General features: G+C 41.2%; 1 protein-coding gene. It reads right to left on the reverse strand.

Annotation, left to right across the window (positions count from 1 at the left end; translation table 11 throughout):
* Positions 1-1352, reverse strand: a 1352-nt coding sequence (locus BCR24_RS10420) for a 6-phospho-beta-glucosidase (RefSeq protein WP_069640463.1), incomplete at its 3' end; no start/stop codon positions are given.
* Positions 1353-1358: the final 6 nt, after the last annotated feature.

Raw genomic sequence — 1358 nt, forward strand, 5'->3', positions numbered from 1 at the left:
GTGCCATTTCCTTCGTTATCGCGATCGACATAAATGAATCCATAGCGTTTTTTCATTTCGCCAGTTCCAGCTGAAACAAGATCGATACAGCCCCATGTCGTATAGCCTAAAAGATCTACACCATCAAGTTCTACTGCATCTTTCATCGCTTGGATGTGTGCCGCTAGATATTCGATTCGGTAATCATCGATCACATTGCCGTTTTCATCTGGTTCATCCACTGCACCTAAGCCGTTTTCAACGATAAATAATGGTTTTTGGTAACGATCATATAAGTCATTCATTGTCACACGCAATCCTAGTGGATCGATTTGCCAACCCCATTCACTTGCTTCTAAATATGGATTTTTCACTGAGGCAAAGATATTTCCAGCTGTTTTTTCATTGATCGCTGGATCCGTTGATTGAACACGTGATGAGTAATAAGAAAATGAAATAAAGTCTACTGTGTGTGCTTTCAGTAATTCTAAATCGCCTTCTTCAATTGGTAATTTGATGCCTTCCCGTTCTAATTCTTTCAACGCATATGCTGGATATTCTCCGCGAGATTGAACGTCGATAAAGAAGAAATTCTCACGATCAGCTTTTTTCGCTGCCCAAACATCTTCTGGTTTACACGTATAGGCATAGTTTGTGCCAGCCGCTAACATACAGCCAACTTGGTTTTCTGGATCAACTTCGTGAGCGATTTTTGTGGCAATCGCACTTGCTAATAGTTCGTGGTGTGCGGCTTGATATTTGACTTGTTCTTTGTTTTCGCCTTCTTCAAAATAAAGACCTGCACCCATAAATGGTGCATGTAAAATCATATTGATTTCGTTGAAGGTTAACCAATATTTCACTAAGCCTTTATAACGATTGAAAATTGCGTGACAAAGATTCTCATAAAAACCAACCATTTCACGACTGCGCCACGCGCCATATTTTTCAACTAAATGCATTGGACAATCAAAATGCGTGATCGTTACAAGAGGCTCAATATTGTGCTTGCGGCATTCTTTGAACAAATCTTCATAGAACTTCAACCCTTCTTCATTGGGCTCTGTCTCGTCTCCTAGAGGGAAAATACGGCTCCAGGCAATTGATAAACGGTAAGTTTTAAACCCCATTTCGCCAAATAGTGCGATATCTTCTTTATAACGGTGGTACATGTCGATCGCATTTTGTGCAGGGTAAAAATGGTCCTCCTCAAAAGCGAACATCTTTTTCTCACCTGTGATCACTGGAAAACGGTCTGGTCCAACTGGTGCTAAATCCACGTTCGCTAATCCTCGGCCGCCTTCGTTATAGCCGCCTTCACATTGATTGGCTGCAGTTGCGCCACCCCATAAAAAATCTTTTCTAAATGCCATGTCAAA

Origin of the sequence: Enterococcus ureilyticus (assembly GCF_001730315.1) — a bacterium.
Taxonomy (GTDB): Bacteria; Bacillota; Bacilli; order Lactobacillales; family Enterococcaceae; genus Enterococcus_L; species Enterococcus_L ureilyticus.